The organism is Dysgonomonas sp. HDW5A, from assembly GCF_011299555.1.
Lineage (GTDB): Bacteria > Bacteroidota > Bacteroidia > Bacteroidales > Dysgonomonadaceae > Dysgonomonas_A.
In genome coordinates this window covers 656,640-678,879 of the sequence record NZ_CP049857.1, presented here as the reverse complement: position 1 = coordinate 678,879, position 22,240 = coordinate 656,640, and the positions used below count along the sequence as shown (strand labels likewise).

The window sequence follows — 22,240 nt, the reverse complement described above, 5'->3', positions numbered from 1 at the left end:
TTGTTTTGGTAAGAAAGATTTTCGCGCTTTATATTTTAAGAGAAAAGAACATGCCTCCAATTTATTCCATTCTCGAAAATGAAAACTTTGGCCAGATCGTTAATGATCTATCTGTAGATACAATAGAGGGCCGCAACCCCGCCGAATACAAAGAAGAATATGACGGTGACAGAAGACGTCGTAAAGCTTCCGTAGGATGGCGTGAACCTAAGAGGCTCGAAGTATATTCAGATACACTGAAAGATAAGCACGGTAGGCCTGTTCGTCTGGATGATAAGACTATCGATGTAGCTCGAATCATAAGTAACTTTCCCCGTAAGCTAGTCCGGACTGATACAGCAATGATGTTCGGTGGTCGAATGAATATATCAGCAGACGTACAAGACGACGGTTTTAACGAGTTCAAACGTGTATGGGAGAGAGTACTCGGTATGCAAGATGTCTTGATTGAGTTTGCCGAAAAGGTATTATCGGAAACCAAAGCTGCCATTGTATTTTACCCAACGACTTACGAGCACTGGAGTGGTAAAAAATCGTCAGAACTGAATTGTAAAATCTTATGCTTGCCTAAAGACACAAATGCTCTATATGAGTTCTTCCCTCATTTCGATGGTAGTAAGATGGACGGTTTTATACATCGTTATCAGATCACAGATAGTGAAGATATGATACGTGAACAAGCTATGATTTGGACGCGTGAAAAGATTGTAATAGGTACTCAGTCAACAAATGGATGGGATCGTAAAGAGTTCCCTAATCCGTGGGGCCTTCTTCCTATTGTCTATGGTGAAGTTTATGAGCCGATATGGGATGAAGTTTCATCTATGATGGACGCACGAGAAATGCGTCATTCACGAATGGCTGATACAAACGACTACTTTGCAGAGCCTATTATGAAAGTATTTGGAGAAACAAGTTTACCCGGTAAAAATACTGTTGGAAAAGAAATCACATTCCCTATGAGGGTTGACCAAGACAGTGGCAAAGAATATCACGGTGATGCAGACTTTTTGAATTGGCAACAATCAATTGATTCAGTCACAAAAGAACTGGACGAAACCAAGAACGAGCAGTACTCAGGTGCATCTATGCCGGATCTATCTTTCGATAATCTTAAAAGCCTTGGCAATCTATCCGGAGTATCTCGTCGCTTTATGATGCTAGATGCTGAGATCAAGATGAAAATGAACATGAGAACATTTCGTCCTGCTTTGATGAGATGCATATCTGTAGTGTCTGCCGGTATAGCTAACATAACTAATATTAAATACCGTCAACAGCTTGCAAGCAATTGGATAACCGTATCCTTTGATTCGATACTTCCTAAAGATCCAGTTGAAGATGCAAATGTTCTTTCTATTGCCGGAGGAGGTAAGGCTTTCAACTCTAAACAAACTATTGTCTCTAAATCACCTCTCACTCCTGCAGGAGATATCGAAGGCGAATTAGCACGTATGGAAGAGGATGAAAAGAAAGAGAGCGAACGTAGTAATATGATCGGGTTTAATGGATTTGGAGGGCAATGATATGAAGAACATCCGAGAAATAAGGACTCTTCCGATATCTGAGTTAACAGATGAAGAAATTGTAAAAGCTACTATGGATCGGCTAAAGGCTAAGTGTGTTATGCTTGTATATGAGGATAGCGAAAATGGCATTGCCTTTCTTGGTCGATATCGAAAGGGTGGCTCTCTATTGCTAAATCAGCTGAAAAAAGCATGGGAGGAGAAGTGGGGTAAACTTACAAAAATAGAAGAGGAAGAGAAATAAAAAAAGCGGGACTCGAACCCGCAATTTTCACAAATGTGATGTTTTACCATTAAACTATTTTTCCGCTTTACTGCCAATTTTAATTGAAATATTCTAAAAAGAAATTTGATAAAATCTGAAATCAAATTGACAAATATGGCTGAAATAATTTTTTCAAAATCCATAATAAAATGATTTTAAGATTATACCGCAATATTGCGTAAGCCTGTTGATGGATTCGAACCATCTAAACCATTCAAACCTAATGCAAAAATAATAAATATATTTTATGTCCTCACTCTCTTTCCACGATAAACAGCATGTCTTACGCCTACTCAATCAGCAAGGGCAAGTAAAGCGTATTTTCGATGACTTCACTCGTCGATCAGGTCTGATATTGACTCAATGGACCGAGAAGAACACCGATAATGTCTGGATTCGTAATGCAACCTTAGAAAAGCAGATAGACAACCTATTAAAAGACCTGCATAGTGATCTACTAACTAATATCAATAATAACACTACCGGAGCTTGGGAAGCTTCGAACCTTAAAAACGATGATTTATTAAAAGCATTCATTAAAGACTTGGCTTTACCCGAACTCATAGGACAAAGTAAGTATGAGAAACTTGAAAAAGGTATGTTCGCTAGCAATATAGATGCTCTTAAAGCTTTTCAGCAAAGGCAGATTGATGGCTCTACCGTATCTGATAAAGTCTGGAATGCTGTAGATGGAGCAAAACAGAATCTTGAATATTATCTTTCTTCCGGTATTTCGACAGGACGCCCAGCTGCTATAATCTCTCAAGATATTCGACAGCTATTACAGGATCCCGATAAACGGTTCAGACGTATAAAGGATGAAGATGGTAATCTTACTCTATCAAAACCTATGCAAGACTATCATCCCGGGCAAGGTCGATACAGAAGCAGTTATATGAACGCTCTTCGTGTAGCTGTTACCGAAACAAATCAAGCATACCATACAGCAGATCATGAACGATGGAAGAATCAAGGCTTTGTCTTGGGTATAGAAGTTCATCGCTCAAAGTCGAATAAAGGACCTTGTGCTATCTGTGATCCGATGGTGGGTAAATATCCACCTAACTATAAGTTTATCGGTAATCATCCTTTCTGCATTTGTTTTGCTGTTCCCATTATGCTAGAGGGTGAAGAATTTACAGACTATTTATTGACTGGTGAAGTTCCTCAAGACAAGATTATTACTACTGTTCCGCAATCAGCATTTGATTTCATAAACGAGAAAGAAGCAAATAAAAATCAGTGGTTTGTAAAAGAGAATCAAGAATATTTCTTGAAGTCAGAGAGTAGTCATTCTAAAGAATATGTTTTCAATCCCAAAAGTCTAAAGCAAGAAGGTTTCCACATTAAGGATAATGTAGAGAGTGAATACGACAAGGTTATTAAAGGATTCAATATGGAAGAATTTAATAATGATCTGATGCAGATATCTGATAAGTACGGCTTAGGAATAAGGTCGAAACATCTCAATGCTTATAAAGATGAGATCGAATTTTGGTGTACCGGTGATAATGATTTTAGTTTAAAACGATTCTTTCAGAAAGATGTGGTTTTTCACGATACTCTCAAATTACCAGAGGATCTACAAGGTAAAGGTGTTTCAAAAGAACTACTTCAAGCTATGTATAAGCAATATCAGAATGCAGGTATTAAAGAGATACGTATACAGGCTAATATGGATGTTGGTGGATATGCTTGGGCAAAGTATGGCTTTTCAGCAAAAGCAAGCGAATATAATGATATTACCCATTGGGCCCATGTGATGCATAATAATCAAAGGATAACAAAAACAGATTTCAATGATTTTAATAAGTGGATAGAGCAATATAAAGGTGCAAACATTCCTATGCACGAACTAGCCTCTAAACCTTATGGAAAAAAAATACTATTGAGTTCTGATTGGTCTGGAACTATTGATTTAACAGATGCCAAACAAAAAGAAGTATTCGAGAAATACTTATTCCGATAATACACGGTCTATATTCTTGTCATAAATCTCTCTTGATACATCATATTTCTTCAAGGCCTCATTTAATGATACACCTCGACCTGTTGCACCATAAATACCCATGATACGTAGATCAAGGTTTGAGATTTCATCGCCTAACAGTTCAGAGTGCATTTTGGTGGTAAATTCTTCTTTCATATAGATGTGAGTTTTATCAAATGTACTCTAAAATATTAATTCTCCGAAAAATTCCCTCTCGCTTATATTTTTAATTCACAGGGAATGGCGAAAACCTATAACAGAGTAGCCGATATATAAATACATACAGATATGTTTATTTTAAGGACGATTACAAAAGAAAATGTTCAAATCAACACATGTTTAGATATTCATTATGTGTTAGTTTTGAAATCAAAGAATGAGAAGGAATTTGCTGAAAGGACTAAGCTTTGGTCTCAGGATGATCTTAAAGATGTTTATGGCGTAGTATGTTTTGATGCAAACCCAGTAAAAGAGGAAGACACAGACTCTTTAATGCCTTTATACAAGGGCTTCAAATATTATATTATGGCTAGCAATGGAGAGACATTTGACAATATTTCAGAAAAGTAGAGCAGTCTATTATAATCCAATTAAAGCATCTATTCGAAAGATTAGGTGCTTTTTTATTGCCCAATGGAAAAAAGTATCAGCACTTATATTTTAAGATAAAAACATTTTAAAACAAAGTGTATGAAACTAATCGATTTTATAAAAAAGACTCTCAAAGAGAAAGGTATTGACGAAAAGCATGCCGATCGCATTCTTAAAGCTTTCAAACTTGAAAAAGAAGAAGATGTAGCCGGAGCTGTTGATCTTTTCAAGGATAACCTTTTACCAGCTATCACAGAGGCCGAAACCAAAGCTCAAAAGGATGCCGAAGAAGCTACAAGAAAAGCGGCTATTGAAGCGTATGAAAAAGAGCATGGTTTGAAAGGAGGCAAGCCTGTTGATAATCCAAACCCAGATGAAGATAAATTCAAAGGACTTGATCCAGCCGTAAAAGCTGTTCTCGATGCACAAAACAAGCAATTGGAAGAAATGAAGGAGCTTCTTAAAGGTAATCAGCAATCCTCAGTATTAGCCGAGAAAAAAGCAACTGCCGCTTCTCTAATTAAAGCAGCTGAGCTTCCTGAAGGATGGCTGGATCGTATCAAATTCGATTCTGATGTAAAGTTAGAAGATCAGGTAAAAACTCTTGGCGATGAATTTATAGGTATTCAACAAAAAGCTATTGACGCTAAAGTGGCCAGTGGCGAATATACTCCGGGATCTGTTCAGTTAAAAGATCGTTCGGAGGCTGAATGGACTACCCTAATGAATAGCGATGTAACCCCAAACAATTCGGGAACGGTTGACTTGGGACTTAGTAAATAACCTCAATAATATCAAATTATGTATTTAAAAAGAGAAAAAGAATTTCAGTATCATCCCGGGATCGAAAAGATTATCGAGGATGTGATCGGAGGAGGTACAATAGACCGTTCCGATTTTAAAGGGGTATTGTTTGATGGAGCTTCCTTGCCTGAATTACCTCCATTGGTGATCGTTGTTCAAGATCCGGATACAAGGATCTATAAAACAATCAAGACAGCTCAAGTATCTGCTGTAGCTACTGCCACAGCTACCGTGTATCAAGTCAAAAAGAATCATTTATTTGCTGTAGGTGATGCAGTAACCAATGGTGGTGATTTTGCCAAAGCAGCTGATATAATCACGGCAATTGACAAATCAGACAAGGCTTTTGATTTGATTACTCTGGATGGAACCATAGGAGCTGCTGCAGTAGGTGATATTCTGGTATTAGCTAAAGAGGCTGCCGAAGCAGGAGACGCTACAATGAAGTATGATGGTGAATTAGTAGTCACCATGAATAAAGTTGACTTGACAGTCGCTAATCAACGCTCAGGCTTGCTTGTTCGTGGTACTATCAATAAATCAGTATTACCATTTCCTATCGACAATGGCTTAAAAGCCATGTTACCATTTATTCGTTTTGTATAACATCTAAAAAATAATATTAATGGAAAGATCATTAATCAAACAAGTAGACCGTAAGAACATGGGGGCTCGTCTCAATACACGTCATGTCAGACCTATGTATTTCCCTAACTTCTTCGGTGTTAAGCAAAAATCTTCCTTGAAATGGGAGACCTTAACAGGGGAAAAAGGTGCTCCTGTTATTGCTGACGTGATCAGCTGGGATGCTTCTGCACCTCAAAAGACACGGGAGATTGTAGCCAAATTATCCGGAGAGATTCCTAAAACAGCAGTAAAACGTGGTATGAACGAAAGCGATTACAACGAATATATGCAGTTGCAAAGGGATGCATCGGGTGATGCTGCACAGTTGGAAATCCTAAACCTAGCTTTTAAAGATCAGGATTTCGTGTATAATGCCGTAAGAGCACGTTTCGAATGGTGGTGTATGCAAATGATGTCACGAGGTGGTTTCTTGCTAAATGCCAATAACAATAACGGTATTGTCACAGCAGAATTCGTTGGTTGTGGTATGCCAATCGCTAACCAGATGAAATCGTCTGCAGATTGGGAAAATGCTGCTACTGCCGATGGTCTTCAGGATATAGAAGATGTAATAGTAAAAGCATCTGAGGATGGTGTTGCTATTAAATATGTGGTAATGCATTCATCCTCATTCTCTATGTTGAAAAAACAAAAGTCAACGATCGAGAAAGTAAAAGGATGGATCAACGGAACTACTAAGATCACTATTACTAAAAAGCTGATCAACGAGTATCTGTCAGAACAGGAAATACCTGTACAGATCGTAACTGTTGCTCCTGCTGTTCGTATCGAAGATAAGTCACGCAGACGTAGAACCATTAACCCTTGGACTCGTAAACGCATCTGTTTTCTTGAGGATTTGAATGTAGGTGATGTGCAACATGGGCCTATCGCTGCCGAAAGATCAGAAGCAGTAAGCAAGAAAGCAATCACTTTGAAGAAAGATTTTATCTTCCTGTCAAAATGGTCAGAGCTTGAACCTTTCAAAGAATGGACGAAAGCAGAGGCGAATGCTTTCCCTGTTGTGAACGATCCTGATGCTATGTACATCATGAAAGCAGACGGAACAGCTTGGAGTGAAACAGAGAACACAGAGGGTACTGACAATATCCCAGCTCGTTTCTTAGGAGAAGATGTTGAGCAAGAAGACAGGGCTGAGCAAGAAGAAGATTGATTATGGCAACAATCCGAGAAACAATATTAACATATCCGGGTACAGGGGATGGTGAAAGCTTCCTTGACACGGTATTGATCGACCGCTCCTTAAATGGGGCGGCTGATTATACTGCTTCTAATAAGTCCTCAGTACAGTTAGCAGTAGCTGATATTTATGCTATGATAGGTGGTTTACCCGATTTCACGGAAAACAAACTATCTATTACCTATCCTCGTGCATGGTATACGCAAAAAGCTAGGGAGTTATATATTGCGAACGGAGAATCGGAAAAAGCAGAGGCTTTAGGTAATAGTATTCGAGTACCAAGAGGAAGAGCAGGGCAGTCATGGTAAAGAGATATTCACATATAGCAATTATCACGGTTTCTTCCGGTAAACTGGAGCACGGTGAATGGGTTGAGGGTCCTTCTTCTGATACAGAAGTAAGAGGTCAATATTTCCCATCCAACAGCGGCAATCAGATTAAAACCAATCCCGATGGAAAAGAATTTACAGTTAAAGGTGAATTCTCTACTCAGCACAAGAAAATTGAAGGTGCAACCCGAATTAAGATTGAGAGCATCGGGTTAGATGCTAAGATCGAGAGCTGGGAGCCATTTCAAACTCACACTGTAATCTATATCTGAGATGGCAACACGCAAAAGCGGACTTACTCCATTATGGAAAAAAAGCGATATCAATAAGTTGTTTAAGAAAGTAGGTGAACGTGCCGATATGGTCATCTATCAGCTATTACAGCGAACAGGAGAAGAATTCGTAAAGATTGCTCGCCTGAGTGGTCAGTATATCGATCATACAGGTAATCTGCGTTCTTCTATCGGCTATGTCATAGTTAAGGATGGAAAGATACTCGGTAAAGATTTTAGGGTCTCTGACAGCATTGGTACAGATAAAGATACAGGAAAGCGTGAAGCGGAACAATTAGCTACTGATTTAGTCCGAACTTATAATAATGGGTATGTCTTGATTGCTGTTGCAGGTATGAAATACGCCGTTTTTGTTGAAGCGATTGAAAACAAGGATGTCGTTTCGTTGGCCGCTTCCAGATCTGACGAATTTATCAGAAAACAAAGTACTTCACTCTTTAATAGACTTGGAATATAATGGCAGATGAATTTGACATAATAGACATTGTTTTCGCAGCTACAGAAGAAGCTAATGTTGGTATCACCGGTTATAAAGACAATTCAGCTACGGGTGAGAAAGATAATCATTATACCGTTCGTGGAATAGGTATGGAGACAACAAAGGTTATTAATAAAGCTCCGGTTGTCAATATAAATATCTTCATCAAAAAACTAAGTAATGGTATGCCAAACCGATCGCTGATGAAAGAAGTTAAACGAAAGATGGCCTCCTCATTAAAAGATATAACCCATCCGGTGGGTATGTATTGGAAATCAAGGATCGTGTGGTCCGAATCTCTGGGCGAAGCAAAAGCAGGCTTCGATTGTACAAATATCAGATTAGAAGTAATTACACAATTAAATTAATAATTATTATGGCAGGAGAAAGAACGTTAGCCGTAGATTGTAAATATTTAGGAGCCGGTACTCCTGGCGATGGAGTTGCAGCAGCAACATATACTCAGTATACAGAGATACATGAAGATACCATCGTCTTTAATTTTGCCGATGGAACTCAGGTTCAATTCAGAGCAATGGGCCAAAAAGACCCTTGGGCTGTGATTTCGCGAATAACAGATGTCTCGAGTATAGAGTTTGCCATTCCTTCACCAAAGGCACAAGAGCAAAAAGACTTTATGGGTGGCACTGTAACGGGTGAAAAGTGGGAGGCTCCTATTGAAACACCTAGTATAATTAAGAGCATAAAGATACAAACAGCAGATTATGAAGGTAAGTATGTCGAATATATTATTCCTAAAGCTGACATATTTGCTCGTTTGTCTCAAGCTCCGGGTGTTGAGCAAACCGATTTAATGTTGGTTAGAGCAACAGTTGTAACACCTATTACTGCTGCCGGAGTTCGTAAATCTTCGTTCTCGCGTGAAGTGAAAACTGTTGATGAAGAAGTCGGAGGATAACTTCATAAACTATCTATGAAAATAAAGGGTACGGTGTATAATCGTACCCTTTTATATTTTAAAGTAAAAACATGAGTGTAAAACAAGTCATACAATTAGAGAGTAGTGCTGTTACAGGCCAGCCGATAACAATTCCTTTTGAGTTCTCAGATTTATCTTCCCTTCCAGCAGGAAAAAAGGTTGGAGACAATATAGTTATCAGGCCTATTACTGTACGTACTTGGTTTAAATTAAAACCTCTACTCATACAGATCGATAGTGAAGACACTGATAAATTAACTGTCAAAAAAGACATTGAATTTGATAGCAGTATAGAGCAGCTTATCAGTAAGTATGATGAGTTGCTATTTGATATTGTATGTATTGGTATCCATAATAAAAAAGGAGATATGCCTGATTGGTTTAAGGATGTCTTAAAAGATAATTGCACATGGAATGATATTTATATTCTTCTTAATGCGATACTGTTCAGGTTAAACTATAACCCTTTTTTCAATTCTATCACACTATGCAAAAATGTGAGCCCGCTAAGCGAAGAGGAGATAATAGCCCTTCAAAAGAATCAAAAAACGTGGAACCACAAAGCAGTTTCATGTTCCTCTCGATCTGCTGCGAGACGTTAGGTCTTAAACCGGAAGAAACCCTCGATAGTGACTACGTCCTGATAGCTTCCATTCTCAGGGAGCATAATTATATACTCAATGAACGAAACAAACAAATGAACGGTGAAGATACAGAAGCCGAATATAAAGAGGTTATTGATTTTAATACCGGTAATACAAAACGGGTAAGAAAGGTAAACGGTGTTTGACTTTATATATTAAGTTGATTTTGAAAGTAGTTTTAGATGTGATTGTCAAAGTCCGCATTGTCTGAGAAGATAGTGCGGACTTTATATTTTAAGAGAAACAGGATATATGGGAATAATGAATCGGGAAGGCGCACTCTACATGGCCACTGGTGTTGACAATTCTGGATTATATAGTGGACTCAATCAAGCAGAAGGTAGAATCGATCAGTTTGGAAATCATATCAGTGCAATGGGTGATAAGATCTCCAGACTTACAGGCATTGGATTTGGTATCGCCGGATTGAAAGCATTCGGATCGGAGACCATAAACGTTCGCGGAGAAATTCAAATGCTCGAATCCTCATTTGAGGTACTTCTAGGAGGAAAAGGTGTATCTGGATTTATGTCCGAGATGAAGCAGTTTGCTGTAGATAGCCCTCTTTCAATGAATGGAGTTGCGAGCTCGGCTCAAACCCTACTTGGATTTGGTATATCAGCAGAAAAGGTAATTCCTACTATTAAGCAGATTGGAGATATATCAATGGGAAACGAAGAACGTTTCAAATCTCTTTCTCTTGCTTTCGCTCAGATGTCTGCTACAGGTAAACTAATGGGGCAGGATTTGCTTCAAATGATCAATGCTGGGTTTAATCCTCTGATGACAATATCGGAGAAAACAGGCAAGTCGATAGGTAATCTCAAAAAAGAAATGGAGAACGGTTCCATTTCATCTGAAATGGTTGCTGATGCTTTTGCTTCCGCTACAGCTGAGGGCGGTAAGTTCTACGGTATGACACAGAAGCAGGCTGAAGGTATAAAAGGACTACAGGCTCAATTGGATGGTGGTTTACAGGATGCTTTCAACGAAATAGGAAAGTCGCAAGAAGGATTGATTGCCGGAGGATATAAGGTTGCTACTGTATTGGTTGAGAATTACAAGACAGTTGGCGAAGCCTTAACTGCTCTCATAGCTACATATGGGCTCTACAAGGCCGCTATGGTATTCAATACATCCATAGATAAGACTGTGACAGTAATGCGCTATGAGGCTGAAATTGCTGAATTAACGAAACTACTTCCTCTCAAAGAGCAGGAAGCGAATGCCGATTTGAAAGCTGCTGTTGCTAGTGGTAAATTGACCGAAGGAAAAGCTCAACAATTGATCGCTCTAAGAGCTGAGATCGAATCAAGAAGAGAGTCTATACAATCAAAATTAGCAGAAGAACAAGCCAACTTAAAAGCTTTATACGCCAAACGTGCCGAAGCAAAAGAAACCTTGGAGATTGCTCGTGCCAAAACAGTAGCAGCAAAAGAAGAATTATCAAATGCAATTGCAACTGCACAAGCTGATGTTGCAGCTAAACAACAAAAATCATTAGCAACAGCCCAAGAGTCGGCAGCCTTAACTCGAAGAAACGCTATTTTATTAAATAGTCAGAAAATTCAACTTCAACAATCGATATCTGATACTATTGCTCAGGCTGAAATTGCAAAAAAGAATACACTCTTATTAACCCAGCAGCAAATACAAGCAAAACAAGCTGTTCTGGATGCTCAGGAGCTAGGTATTAAAGGAGAGAAACTAGCAGTACTAAAAGCCGAAGTAGCAGCTTTAAATGCCAAGGTAAATGCCGCACAAAGGGAAGAGGCCGCTGCCGTTAAATCAATTGCAACCAAAAGAGCTGAAATAGTAACTATCGATCAGAAACTCGTATCAGCCAAAGCAGAGGCTTTGGCTGCACAAGGAAATGTAGTAGCCAAGAAAGCCGAAATTGCAGCGGGTACTCAATCTGTAACAACGAAACAAATTGAGAGTCTCACTAATAAAGTAAATACTCTATCCGAACAAGAAAATTCAGCAGCAGTTACTCATAATGGGCTTATTAAACAAACGGTCAGAGGCAAAATTCTTATAAAAAAAATTGCAACAGATGCCGATACGGCTTCTACACAAATCAATACAGTAGTTGCAAACGCCAACACGGCATCAACAAATATGCTTGCGGCCGCTAAGATGAGATTAATAACTGTCGCTAAAAATCTTTGGGCCGTTATTGCACCGAACCCGTATGTGTTGGCAGCAGCTGCCGCTGTGGCTCTAGGATATGGAATATACAAACTTGCAACAGCAACGTCCGTTCAAGAGCTAGCTCAAGAGTCTCTGAATAAAGTAATGGAGCAAGCTTCGAAGAAAAAAGATGAATTATCAGGAAAAACAAGTGAATTAGTTGGTACTGTTAACTCTGAGACTAAGACGATATTTGATCAAATATCAGCATATAAGCAATTGCAGGGGTTATATCCAAACTTGTTGAAAAATATGGATATCCAAACATTCAAAGCTTTGGGGGCCACTGAGCAGCAGAAGTTGCTAAATGCTGCTATAAATGAATTTGACTTTACTAATCAAGAGGCTAAACTTATTGAGCTAAATGCTCTTTATGATAAGTTGATGGCGGCTCAAAGATCAGGCAATGCTAGTTTAGCATCTTCCATAAGATCTCAGATCGGAGATGCTTTAGATATGTCATTCTGGGATAAGTATACAAGATCCAGTAATAACATTCTAGATATTCTAAATAGAACTATATCCGGACTTGAAAAAGAGAAGAAGCAAAGACAAGATAATCTAAAAGAAGCCGAATTACAAGCAAAGCCAGAAGCCGAACGTAATAAATTATTACAGGACCAACTACAAGTACTCAAAGAGCAGGAAGCTTCAATACTTGAGAGTATATTAAAAACAGGGGAATATAAAAGAAATATTGACGGGACAATATCTCCCATTTCTGATGTTGAAAAGAAATTCAATAGTATCAATGAATTGTTAGATAATTGGAACAAAAATCCTTTTGCCATAAAAAATGCTTTTGCTAGTGCTGATCCTGTGTTGAATGAGTTGCTAACTAAAATGCGGTTACTTAATGAAGAAAAGAAAAAATTAACAGGACAGTTAGGATCGGCAATTATTCCCGTTGTCAATAAATCAACACTCGAAAAGCAGGTGAAAGATTTTAAAGAACTGGAAGAAAGCCTAAGCCCCGATAAATTAAAGAAATTGAGAGCAGGTGAAAGCATACTCACATCATTAGTAAATACAAACCCGGAAGAATTTAATAAATTAAAAAAACTAGAGGATAATTATAAAGAACTAGGCGAAACGGCAAAAAAAGCTAAAAAAGATCTTAAGGTTTATGAAGATCCTGATAAAGCTGCAAAAGCCGCTGAAACTGCTAACAATAAAGCCGAAACGGCTGCTGAAAAAGCAGCAAAAAAAGCTCAAAGTATTGCCGATCAGGAAGAGAAAATAGCCGACATTAAGACAAAACAAACTCTTGAGAATAGACGCAAACAGGAAGATCTGGAGAATCAACTTACCCAGTCCTATATAAGTAATCTATCCGAAGGAGCAGAAAAGATACGCTATCAGCGAGAACTTGACAGTTATTTAGAAATCCAATCTTTGGAAAGATCCAAAGAGGATTATATACAAGCTTATATTCAAGCTGAAAGAGAGAAGTTTGATGCAGCTGAGGACTTGAAAGCAAAACAGAATAGTAAGTACTTAAAAAAGAAGTTTGACTCTTCCTCTATTTCCGTTGACACTTCTTCTTATGATACAATCATAAATAACAAAAGAAATAACCAGGCATTCGTGCAGATGGAAGCCGAAAAGAAGGCTTGGAATGAGCATTTGATTCAGTTTGGGACCTATCAAGAAAAGCGTAAAGCCATCATCGAGAAATATGATAAAGAAATAGATCAAGCCTTAACCAAAGGAGATGCTGCAACGCTTGAAAAACAAAAACAAAATCAACTCGATGAGCTTGATAATTCTATAAGAAATAGTGCTACCCTTATGGGGCAATTATTTGCAGATGCATCCAGAAAGAGTGTCAATGAGATGCAGGCTATCATTGAGAAAGCTGACTTATTGTTACAATATTTAGAAGCTGTAAAAGATGAACAAGGTAATGCTACAATAGGAGGTAAAAATGTATCTAAGAATGATATTCTTGGTTTAGGTATTACCGAGAACACGCTCAATAACCTATCTCAATCCACACAGGAGGTCGAGTCATTACGAAATGCTATTAAGCAGCTAAAAGGAGAGCTTGGAGGGAAAAGTGCATTTAAGCTATTTGAAATACAAGTAAAAGATGCAATAAATCTAATAAACGGAGGAAGCTTAAGTCAAGGAATTTCAGGTATCGGCAGTGCTGTATCTCAGTTCTCTCCTGCTGTTTCTCAATTCGGTCAAGACTTAGGCAATATCGTGGGAAATGATGATCTGGGAAATAAGATTTCAGGTATTGCAGATGCAATAGGCGGTTTAGGGCAAACAGCACAAGGAGTAGGTCAAATAATGTCAGGGGATGTAATAGGCGGAACTATGGCTGTTGTTTCCGGTATATCTAAAGTCGTAGATGCACTGGATGGACTCTTTGGTGCTGACTACTCGAAATTCAATGCTATGAAAGAGCAGTATGACAGCCTGAACGAAGTGTGGGATCAACTGATAGATAAAAAGAAAGAATATCTATCGATGGCATACGGAGAAGAGGCTAAAAGAGTAGGTAAAGAAGCAGAAGATTTAGTCAACAAGAGTATTGAGTCCTATCGATTACTAGGAAAAGAATATTTAAACTCAGGAGCCAGCGCAGGTTCTCACTCTAAAGGCGTAAGGCAAAGAGAAAGAATGAATTCTGAAGGTTGGGAACAATTACAGCAATGGGCAAATAATAATGATATCTCTGAGTCATTATACGGATCTGTTTCGGGAGGAAGAATGACAGGTCTATTTGATCTCACATCTGAACAATTACAGAAACTAAAAGAAGATGCTCCTACATTCTGGGCCAAGCTAAGCGATGAGACTAAAGAATATCTTAATAATATAATAGACGGAGCAGAGAAGATAGAGGATATCAATAAATCGATAAAAGAACAGCTTACTCAAGTTTCATTTGACAGTGTATTCGATGATTTCATTGATACACTCATGGATATGGATAGTTCATCTAAAGACTTTGCCGATAATTTCGCTAACTATTTGCAAAAAGCAATACTCTCAAGCTTAGTGGCAGACAAATACCGTGAAAAGCTACAATCATGGTATGATAATTTTGCAAAAGCAAATGAAGAAGATGGTATCAATGCTAAAGAATACGCAGACCTCCAAGCTGAATATAATAAAATAGTAGAAGATGCCTTAAAGGAGCGGGATGCGCTTAAAGATTTATTGGATTGGACCGGATCTGACTCTTCCTCTTCTCAATCTGCCTCAAAAGGTGGTTATGAAACCATGAGCCAAGATACAGGTAAAGCTCTGGAGGGTAGATTCACGGCTATTCAGATGAGTATGATTAATGTTGAAGGATATATATTAACTCTACTTAATATAAATACAGATTCTAATAATACACTGAAAGCTTTTGCCTCTAACTTCCAAGAGATACGCAATATTGTACTTGACATGATGTACAACATACAAGATATAAATAAAAACACCAAAGAGCTGTACACAATGAATGAGAAACTAGGTAGAATCGAAAATAGCTTAAGCCAATTATGATAACAACAGGAAAAGATATTGATGTATTTAGCATCTCTGATAATAAAATAGCAACATTAGGCTTTGCTGGTGGACTTTATAAGCGTGAGCTGATGAATGAGCACTATGTTCAACTTAAACTCAATTACACGCGTTATTTTGAGTTCGCTCGTGGATCGTATATCAATTATCAAAATAAACGTTATACAATCCGAGAAGAATCATTGCCGGAAGAAAAAAGCATATTCGAGTATATCTATACTTTGAAGTTTGAGGCAATCGAAATGTTCTTTCAAGATTTTGTATTATTCTATACCATGCAAGATCTGCATGAGGCGCAATGGGAATTAACAGGCACACCTCAGCAATTCCTCCAGATAGCTCTAATTTGCATTAATGACTATTTCGGCTTAACAGAAGAATCGGATAAATGGAAAATGGGAGTTTGTCCTACCATGACGCCTATTCTGATAAGCTTTGATTCACAAAATACATTTGACGGACTGACAGAGATAGCAGAGAAATTCGGTGCTGAGTGGTGGCTCGATTATGAGAATAAAACCCTTAATCTTGGATATTATGAACATGGAGAAGAAATAGAGCTTGAGAGGGATGCAGCACTGACTGATATTAAAAGATCGAATAACAATAGTGCTGATTATTGTACCAGATTATTTGCCTTCGGATCTACGCGAAATATCCCTACTAATTACAGGGCAACTGAAAGCGGTTCGCTTGTTGATGCCATAGTACAGAGGCGTCTTAGATTACCAGTTTCGAATGGTGATTTCATAGATGCTTTTCCCAATATGAAGCCTAATGAAATAATACATGGCGTTAAGAAATTCGATCATATCTTTCCACAGCGTACAGGCGAGATTACAGAACTCAGGATTGATGATACTCAGAAAGATGCAAATGGCAATCCTTGGTTAGTGTTTTACTTCAAAGATTCAGCTCTGAATTTCAATTCTGATTATATACTTCCGGGACTTACATTATCAGTTACTTTTGGTGATAATAGTTGGTTATCGGGGCGTACTTTTGAACTGAAATATCATGATAGTACTCAGGAATTCGAGATCATCAATAATCAAGATATACCAAACCTTACTATCCCGAATGATCTATTAAAACCACGCTTAGGAGATAATTATGTGTTGTTTAATTTCGATATATCATTAGTCGGGAATCAATATGTCGGTGAAGCTGAACAGCAACTCTTGGAAGAAGCTACCCAGTGGCATCAAAGCGTATTAGAAGATAATGCAACTTATGAATGTCCGGTAAATCCTGTATGGGCATATCACAATGAGCTTAGCATGTCATTGGGCCAGAAAGTGAAGCTTGTAAGTGATATTTTGAGAGAGGGCTCAAGATCATCTAGGGTGTTTGGCTACCAAAAGAGTTTAGAGACTTACGATGATACATATACCATCGGTGATAAGCCTCGTTACTCACGATTAAGAACTATTGATAAGTCGATTGAAACTAACAGGGAGATAGCGGATCTGCAACATGTTGAGGCCATGAGAGTGGCAAACGGAGCTTTACGTAATGTTAGGGCCTTAAACTATCTGAGGGAAGCTTTAGAGAATAGCACTGTCATTGAAGGAGGCTTGATACTTACTACTCTTATTCGTCTCGGTCACATGCAGGGGGCTGTATGGAAAGAGAATGCCGGTATCAATGGTATCAATCGAGGTGAGAATGATGTTGCAATTTGGTCAGGTGGTACTTTAGACCAGGCTATCAATGCCGCAAATGATCCTACACTAATTGAAGATATCGCTCAATTTGTTGTTACCCACTTAGGAAAGTTAATAGCTAATGAAGTATACTTAAGAGGTAAATTCGAAAGTAATAAAAATGGATATAGGATAGTTATTGATCCGGTAGATAGGTCTCTAAAATTGGTTGGTTCTGATAATTCTGTTTTATCAAAATGGTCTTTTGGCGAATCTGGCTCTATTCTATCTCTCGATTACAACAATAATAATACGCGATTATTGGCTTCGGGTTTAGAGTCTAGCCATGAGAATAGATTTACTCAGGTGTCTTATGCAGGAATGTCTGTTTCGGAGTTTGATGAGTCAAATAAACTGATTAGAGGATTTCAAGCGAGTATACCATCTGATAATGATATTTTAGAAGTAATTTTGAGAAAACTACCAAAGAGCGATTGGGGGCTAAAGCCAAGTCAATTGTGGCTTAACAATGGTAAATTAGATATTACACCAGAAGAGAGCATCTAAGCTCTCTTCTTTTTTATTGAGGGTATTGTGTTGGATCAGTTTTATCTGTGAATCCTGTACCGCTTCCTTTGATTTCTATTACATTCTTCTCTTTTGTTTTCAGTTTGAAAGCAGTGTTAAACCTAATGCCGCCGTTATAATCTGTAAAAATGTATATCTCAGTTATCGAATTATCGTTAACTTTTATTTCTGGAGAATACTTCCCCTTTGTTAAATCGCCTAAATTCCCTAGTTTATAATATTTGCCATCTTTTTTGTATCCTGCGACACAATTAGATGCTGTTAAATCTTCATTGTGGAAAGCCACAAAACTCGTATAATCTTGCCCAGAAGTTTTAGGATCGTCATCGCTTGAACATGCCATAAATAACGGCAAAATAAATAGTAGTGAGAGTAATTTTTTCATGATTATAATTATTGTTCTAAATAAGATTTGACAACATTACGAATTTCATTAGAATACTTGTAAATATCACTTAATGATTCGATTTTATTTTTAGTCTCCAATTTATCCTTGTCGAAAGTTGCAATATATCTCACATTTTCAGAGTTGAAGTATAATCTGCAAATTGGTTTCCTATTATTATCGTCAAATAATATTCCAAAATAAGAATTAGTGTCTCTATCAACAACACGCTTAATGTCTACAGTATCATATAATATCGCTTTCACAATGTTATAGCCATCTATTTCATCTTGTGTTGTTACAATCTTTCCATCCTCAGACATATATACCACGTTGACGGGGAGAGATGGGGGTGCTTGTTTAGCTGTTTCTTCAATATTCTGATCTTGCGAAGTTTCAGTTTTTAGAGCTGTTTTTAATCGATCTGAAATTGTATCACTAATTAATCCGGATATAGATTTACGTACAAGAGTAGTGAACTGCTCTAAAAGTTTAGCAGTCATTGTTCCATCATAAACTTGTTTTGATATAAGTTTTACAAATTCAGGACTTGGATTTGTAAACTCTTTATTCAATACAACCTTTAGTTCACTAGTGTATTTAAGTTCGTTTGCTGAACTTAATATATTTTCTACATCAAAATATGCTTTATGGAATTTTTTTAATTCTTCGAGTTGGCTGCTTCTTAAATCAAGTAAATTTATCTCAAGAAATGGTTTTTCATCCATCCTGTTTGGTACTTCAAGATCTGTATAAAATCTATAAATAATACCATTAGTCAATAGGCCAAATTTAGCATTTGATACATGGAAATAACGAAGCAGTTGATTGTCATGTAGGGTTAGCTCTTGTTTCCAATGCTTACATTCAACTAAAATTATAGGTTGATCATCTTTAAAGATAGCGTAATCTATTTTTTCTCCTTTCTTAATACCAATATCACAGGTAAATTCAGGCATTACTTCAAGGGGATTAAAAACATCATAGCCCATTGCTTGTAGGAATGGCATTATTAATGCATTCTTTGTTGCTTCCTCTGTGTGTAAATTATCTTTTACTTTATCAACTCTCTCTGATAGCAGTTTAATCGCGTCTTTAAAGTCCATAGTATTACATAATTATTTATTTATATGACAAAGATATAAATACTATCAAACTATAATCTAACTTTTTTCTCCTTTTATTCTCTCTGATTGCTTTTGTCTCCAGATATAATCTTCTCTCTCTTATATTTTATTGTAAAAAGTATTATTGCATGATTCCAAGACAACTATATATAAACGATAAAGATGCGTGGGAAACTTGGAGCGTTTTTCTCGAAGAAGGAAGTGAGCGTGCATTACTTCTGCCGGCTAATAATAAAGAGTTTATTAGTAATAAAAACAGATCAGAACACGGCAAAAGAGTGATTGTCGATAATCCCAGATTAGACGAACGTGATGTACAGCTAGTTTTTTGCTTTCTGGCAGATTCAGAAGATGATTTCCTTGAAAAATACGATGCTTTTGTCGCAGAATTAAATAGAGGATGGGTGCAAATGAAAGTGATCAAAATCAAGAAGGTTTACAATTTCACAACAACAAACTTTCAGGATCTTGGCTATTATGGACAGAAGGGTAAACTCTCGGTCAGATTTAATGAGCCTAATCCCTCAGAACAAGACAAAATAATCTTTTATAGAGCATTTAAAACAGAAAGTGGTAAAGTTTTCAGTACTGATACAAATAAAATAATCATAACATAATGGCACAAGAATTCGACTTAATAGATGTATCGAAATTGCCCGTCGCTCCTACGATAGAGGGCTTAACCGTTATAGGAGTAGATGTAACAGGCAAAAGTGTTAGGGCAACTATGCTTCAGCTAAAAGGCAATAAAGGAGATAGTCCCACTATAGGTGCTAATGGAAATTGGTGGATTAGTGGAGTAGACACAGGACAAACAGCACAATCAGTGCCAAATACAAAAGTTATTTACAATCTCACACAAATTGCAGGCGTAACGTATGCAGACAAAACAGCAGCTCGCAACGCAGTTCCTGCCAATCTTAGAGGCTTAGATCAAATTATAGTATATCGTATTGCATCCGGTTCGATAGTAGAACAATTCAAAGGTACAGACGTTAGCGGTTGGGCAACCGAAAGCAATTGGAAAATAGTAGGAGAAGTTACCCTTGCAGATCTAGCACTCAAAGCCGATAAAAAACTAGCAGACAATTCACCCGTTACCTATTTTAAAAACGGCGTTGCAGGTACAGGCGATCTAACGACTCAATTGAGAGCTAATATCAAAGGAGGTCAATTGTATACAAACAATTGGTTTAACGAACCAATATCTGCTGCATCTATGATGCCACAACCCACAACAACACCCGGCGATACAAGCGGATTCGCTTTTACAACAATCAGGTTAGACCCAAATACGTGGTATGAAATAGGAGGATTAGCTAATGCCTTAGCTAAGTTGACAAATTTACCCGTTAGCGTAAATGATAGAGGTACGGTTTTAAAAGCCGAATGGAGAAATACAGGTACTCCAACCACTATAACCACCGGAACAGGTAATATGCCTCCCAGTGCAGCTTTGTTTTCTGGAACTACAGCCCCCGCACTCATGCAGGAATTTATATGGGCTTCCTACAATAGTACAATCCGATTTAAAACCAATGACACTAATCTTTGGTTAGGTATGAATGTGAAGCTAACCGATAAATATCAAATATATGTTCAGGCTGAAGGCGGTCAACGTATTTATCCGGAAGCAGCATTCGACTCCAGAACGACTGTCACATTAAAAGTAGTAGGCAGTAGCGGTGGGGGCGGTGGCTCTCTTACTGATAGTTCAGGCAACACTTTAGCGTCCTTAGATTTTGCATCGACAATCACAGCAGCACTAAGCAATATACACGGTATTTCATCAGATAGTGGAACACCTATCAGAAAAAATATATTACCTCCATACGCTGAATTACAGAAGATAGGCGATTACTGGATAGTTACCAGTGGAGTAATAGAACATGCAGCCGTACCCTTTGCCGGATCAGGGTATATTATGAATTTTATACCCGTTAAGCCGAATACACGCTATGCTTATAATTTACCACTCAGATTAGCACCATCACCTTTAGTTTCAAGGCAAATCAACTATTACAGTACTAATGATTCTACTGCAATTATAGACCCTGTAGAAGCCTATGGTTGGGCATCAGGTTCATTCATCACACCTCCAAATTGTCATTATATAAGAGTCAATTGTTGGTTTTCGGGAACGAATGCACCTACAAATACATGGTTTATTCACGAAGCTTACCCGGAAGATACAAGCGGCGATCTAGCCGTAAATATTGCTTCATCCGATCTGACAGATTCAGAGCCTTATGATAACGGGGTTTATTTACCTAACGTGTTCATATCATCAGCGAATATAATAGATGATGGTGGAGGTACACCAAGTGGTGACTACAATATCAATATGCGAAACAATAACACTTTTGTTGGTTCATTTAATCAATCATTGGATCGTGTTTTCGCAGCAAAACCACGAGCAAGACATGTATTTATTTCGCACTTCACTTATGACGGTGGTCAAGGTAACGGTCATAACCGTCGCCTGATAGCCACACAAGAAGCCATGTGCAGAAACAGAAACATTCCGTTTATCAATTTGGCTGATATAATGGGATTAACTTTCAATGATGCTAATATCATTGCCGGTGTCGATTATAACAACTTGAAAAAGTTTACCTCTGATGGGTTGCATCCCGGAATAACGGACGGTTCACAGGATTTAGCTAATGCACTTACCTATAGAGTAACAGAAGCTTTACGTCCTCTATTCGGTACTTTTTGGACGGGTAAAATAGTAGCAAACATCGGTGACTCGATCAGTGCAGGCTATTCTTTCAATTCGACAACTGTCGGTTGGGCAAAATTCATAGAAAGAGCTATTACGGCTTTAGGTGGAGTGCCTAAAGTGTATGCTTCTACAGGTGGTACACTTCGCAGAAGTACAACTGACAATCGATTAATAGAAAACAGTTTTCTAAATGAAAGCCTTACAGCGTGGAACATTAAGACTCACGTATTAGACAAAATAGGTACAGCAGACGAACCTGCTTTATACATTTGGGAATTGGGAGTTAATGACTTTGAGGCTGATGCTACTGATTTTAAATTAAGATGGTAAAATAAAAAAATGGAAACATTACACGAA

The 22,240-nt window shown here is 37.8% G+C and carries 21 protein-coding genes and 1 tRNA gene; 18 read left to right on the top strand and 4 right to left on the bottom strand.

Annotation, left to right across the window (positions count from 1 at the left end; genetic code table 11):
• Positions 1-50 precede the first annotated feature (50 nt).
• The gene (locus tag G7050_RS02765; protein WP_166110882.1) at positions 51-1,526 is read left to right on the top strand and encodes a phage portal protein; all 1,476 of its coding nucleotides are present in this window, start codon (positions 51-53) and stop codon (positions 1,524-1,526) included.
• A gap of 1 nt (position 1,527) precedes the next feature.
• Positions 1,528-1,770, top strand: coding sequence for a hypothetical protein (locus G7050_RS02760; RefSeq protein WP_166110880.1), 243 nt, complete (start codon positions 1,528-1,530; stop codon positions 1,768-1,770).
• On the opposite strand, the gene G7050_RS02755 is transcribed toward G7050_RS02760, so the two are convergent.
• Positions 1,768-1,834 (bottom strand) — tRNA-His (locus G7050_RS02755). The genes G7050_RS02760 and G7050_RS02755 overlap by 3 nt on opposite strands.
• A gap of 204 nt (positions 1,835-2,038) precedes the next feature.
• On the opposite strand from G7050_RS02755, the gene G7050_RS02750 reads away from it, so the two are divergent.
• Positions 2,039-3,760 carry a hypothetical protein gene (locus G7050_RS02750; protein ID WP_166110877.1) on the top strand — a complete coding sequence of 574 codons (1,722 nt, stop codon included), beginning with the start codon at positions 2,039-2,041 and terminating at the stop codon, positions 3,758-3,760.
• On the opposite strand, the gene G7050_RS02745 is transcribed toward G7050_RS02750, so the two are convergent.
• Complete coding sequence (locus G7050_RS02745) at positions 3,749-3,937, bottom strand: hypothetical protein (protein WP_166110874.1); 189 nt, start codon at positions 3,935-3,937, stop codon at positions 3,749-3,751. The genes G7050_RS02750 and G7050_RS02745 overlap by 12 nt on opposite strands.
• Before the next feature lie 132 nt (positions 3,938-4,069).
• On the opposite strand from G7050_RS02745, the gene G7050_RS02740 reads away from it, so the two are divergent.
• From G7050_RS02740 to G7050_RS02680, 13 genes are all read left to right on the top strand, one after another.
• A complete protein-coding gene (locus G7050_RS02740) occupies positions 4,070-4,351 on the top strand; it encodes a hypothetical protein (RefSeq protein WP_166110871.1) in 282 nt (93 codons plus the stop codon).
• 120 nt (positions 4,352-4,471) lie between these two features.
• Positions 4,472-5,155: a hypothetical protein gene (locus G7050_RS02735; RefSeq protein WP_166110867.1), complete on the top strand. Its 684-nt coding sequence runs from the start codon at positions 4,472-4,474 to the stop codon at positions 5,153-5,155.
• An 18-nt stretch (positions 5,156-5,173) separates the two neighbouring features.
• On the top strand, positions 5,174-5,782 hold the full coding sequence (locus G7050_RS02730; protein WP_166110864.1) for a hypothetical protein: 609 nt from the start codon (positions 5,174-5,176) through the stop codon (positions 5,780-5,782).
• Between the two features lie 19 nt (positions 5,783-5,801).
• Positions 5,802-6,977 (top strand): major capsid protein, encoded by a 1,176-nt coding sequence (locus G7050_RS02725; RefSeq protein WP_166110861.1) that lies wholly within the window; start codon positions 5,802-5,804, stop codon positions 6,975-6,977.
• Positions 6,978-6,979: 2 nt separating this feature from the next.
• Positions 6,980-7,312, top strand: coding sequence for a hypothetical protein (locus G7050_RS02720; protein WP_166110858.1), 333 nt, complete (start codon positions 6,980-6,982; stop codon positions 7,310-7,312).
• A complete protein-coding gene (locus G7050_RS02715) occupies positions 7,306-7,605 on the top strand; it encodes a hypothetical protein (RefSeq protein WP_166110855.1) in 300 nt (99 codons plus the stop codon). Before G7050_RS02720 ends, G7050_RS02715 begins: the two co-directional genes overlap by 7 nt.
• Position 7,606: 1 nt before the next feature.
• Positions 7,607-8,083: a hypothetical protein gene (locus tag G7050_RS02710; RefSeq protein ID WP_166110852.1), complete on the top strand. Its 477-nt coding sequence runs from the start codon at positions 7,607-7,609 to the stop codon at positions 8,081-8,083.
• On the top strand, positions 8,083-8,472 hold the full coding sequence (locus G7050_RS02705; RefSeq protein WP_166110850.1) for a hypothetical protein: 390 nt from the start codon (positions 8,083-8,085) through the stop codon (positions 8,470-8,472). The genes G7050_RS02710 and G7050_RS02705 overlap by 1 nt, the downstream gene beginning before the upstream one ends.
• Before the next feature lie 8 nt (positions 8,473-8,480).
• The gene (locus G7050_RS02700) at positions 8,481-9,023 is read left to right on the top strand and encodes a hypothetical protein (protein WP_166110847.1); all 543 of its coding nucleotides are present in this window, start codon (positions 8,481-8,483) and stop codon (positions 9,021-9,023) included.
• 71 nt (positions 9,024-9,094) lie between these two features.
• Complete coding sequence (locus tag G7050_RS02695; RefSeq protein WP_166110844.1) at positions 9,095-9,646, top strand: hypothetical protein; 552 nt, start codon at positions 9,095-9,097, stop codon at positions 9,644-9,646.
• Positions 9,616-9,834 (top strand): hypothetical protein, encoded by a 219-nt coding sequence (locus tag G7050_RS02690; RefSeq protein ID WP_166110840.1) that lies wholly within the window; start codon positions 9,616-9,618, stop codon positions 9,832-9,834. The genes G7050_RS02695 and G7050_RS02690 overlap by 31 nt, the downstream gene beginning before the upstream one ends.
• Positions 9,835-9,940: 106 nt before the next feature.
• Positions 9,941-15,388, top strand: a complete 5,448-nt coding sequence (locus tag G7050_RS02685) for a tape measure protein (RefSeq protein ID WP_166110837.1) — start codon at positions 9,941-9,943, stop codon at positions 15,386-15,388.
• Positions 15,385-17,622 carry a phage tail protein gene (locus G7050_RS02680; protein ID WP_166110834.1) on the top strand — a complete coding sequence of 746 codons (2,238 nt, stop codon included), beginning with the start codon at positions 15,385-15,387 and terminating at the stop codon, positions 17,620-17,622. Before G7050_RS02685 ends, G7050_RS02680 begins: the two co-directional genes overlap by 4 nt.
• 13 nt (positions 17,623-17,635) lie before the next feature.
• Here G7050_RS02680 and G7050_RS02675 read toward each other — a convergent pair whose 3' ends face one another.
• Both G7050_RS02675 and G7050_RS02670 read right to left on the bottom strand, forming a co-directional pair.
• Positions 17,636-18,028 (bottom strand): hypothetical protein, encoded by a 393-nt coding sequence (locus G7050_RS02675; protein WP_166110831.1) that lies wholly within the window; start codon positions 18,026-18,028, stop codon positions 17,636-17,638.
• 8 nt (positions 18,029-18,036) lie between these two features.
• Positions 18,037-19,134, bottom strand: coding sequence for a type I restriction endonuclease (locus G7050_RS02670; RefSeq protein ID WP_166110828.1), 1,098 nt, complete (start codon positions 19,132-19,134; stop codon positions 18,037-18,039).
• A gap of 149 nt (positions 19,135-19,283) precedes the next feature.
• Between G7050_RS02670 and G7050_RS02665 the strand changes: the two genes are divergently transcribed.
• Both G7050_RS02665 and G7050_RS02660 read left to right on the top strand, forming a co-directional pair.
• Positions 19,284-19,772, top strand: a complete 489-nt coding sequence (locus G7050_RS02665) for a hypothetical protein (protein ID WP_166110826.1) — start codon at positions 19,284-19,286, stop codon at positions 19,770-19,772.
• Positions 19,772-22,213 (top strand): hypothetical protein, encoded by a 2,442-nt coding sequence (locus tag G7050_RS02660; protein ID WP_166110823.1) that lies wholly within the window; start codon positions 19,772-19,774, stop codon positions 22,211-22,213. Before G7050_RS02665 ends, G7050_RS02660 begins: the two co-directional genes overlap by 1 nt.
• Positions 22,214-22,240 lie beyond the last annotated feature (27 nt).